This is a genomic window from Emticicia sp. MM, from assembly GCF_001649495.1.
Genome location: NZ_LXHX01000101.1, coordinates 1 through 1,191, shown reverse-complemented (window position 1 = coordinate 1,191; position 1,191 = coordinate 1). Strand labels below are relative to the sequence as shown.

3 protein-coding genes are annotated in these 1,191 nt (G+C 39.0%); all 3 read left to right on the top strand.

The features are described from left to right. On the top strand, positions 1-238 hold a 238-nt coding region (locus tag A6M55_RS17470), incomplete at its 5' end, for a hypothetical protein (RefSeq protein ID WP_197491705.1). A gap of 8 nt (positions 239-246) precedes the next feature. Then, a complete protein-coding gene (rplM, locus tag A6M55_RS12845; RefSeq protein ID WP_064197998.1) occupies positions 247-690 on the top strand; it encodes a 50S ribosomal protein L13 in 444 nt (147 codons plus the stop codon). 145 nt (positions 691-835) lie between these two features. Next, positions 836-1,191: 30S ribosomal protein S9 (gene rpsI / locus A6M55_RS12840; RefSeq protein ID WP_064197997.1), on the top strand; the 356-nt coding region annotated here is incomplete at its 3' end.

The following is a 1,191-nucleotide window of genomic DNA, read 5'->3' as shown; positions in this document are numbered from 1 at the left end:
TAATTTTGCAGCCCCAAAATACCACCCTCGTAGCGTAGCCCGTTTGTTCGAGGGAGAATTTAAGTTAGGGAGAAACGCTATTTCCGAAGCGAATCAAGTGTTGTTTCAGCACCCCATAACTTCGTGGAAAAGGTCATCGAAAAGTAGCCGTAGCAGTTGGGAGCAAAAGCTAAAAATAGATGACAAATGCTTTTTTCAAACCGTTTGGGAAGCCAAGCGTATCGAACATTTAAAATAAACAAAACAGTGAAGCATTTAAGTTACAAAACGATTTCTGCTAATAGCGAAACCGTTAATAAAGAATGGGTAGTTATTGATGCTACCGACAAAGTATTGGGCCGCTTGTGTAGCCAGATTGCGAACATCATTCGTGGTAAAAACAAAACAAACTTTACTCCTCACGTTGACTGTGGCGATAACGTAATTGTTATCAATGCAGAAAAAATACGTTTGACAGGAAAGAAAATGACTGATAAAGTTTATATCCGTCATACAGGACACCCAGGTGGACAACGTTTTGCAACTCCACGTGAGTTAATGGCAAAAGATGGTCGTCGTGTGGTAGAAATGGCTGTAAAAGGTATGCTACCAAAGGGAATTTTAGGTCGTCGTTTATATACAAACTTGTATGTTTACGCTGGTTCTGAACACCCACACGCAGCTCAAACACCAAAAACTATTGAGCTATAATACAGTTCTGAGTTCTGAGTTGTGAACGGTCCGCCGTAGCGGTTCTAAGTTATTTTAATAATAATTTATTTGCGAGCAACTTTCAACTTATCAACTGAAAAAATTTCTTTATTTATTCAGAATATTTTCAAATTTCTATATACAAATGCAAGTTATCAACGCAGTAGGTAGAAGAAAAACAGCTGTAGCCCGTATCTACATGAAAGCGGGAAATGGTGAAGTTTCTATCAATGGAAAAGGTTTGAAGGAATATTTTCCTTCGGAAATTCTCCAAATCATCTTGAATCAACCATTTGCTACGACAAGTACAACTGGTCAGTATGATTTAAAAGTAAACGTAAACGGTGGTGGAATTGCTGGACAAGCGGAAGCTGTTCGTATGGCAGTTTCTCGTGCTTTGTGTGAAGCAAATGCAGAAAACCGTCCAGCGTTGAAAAAAGAAGGTTTCTTAACTCGTGATGCACGTATGGTTGAACGTAAAAAACCAGGTCGTCGTAAAGC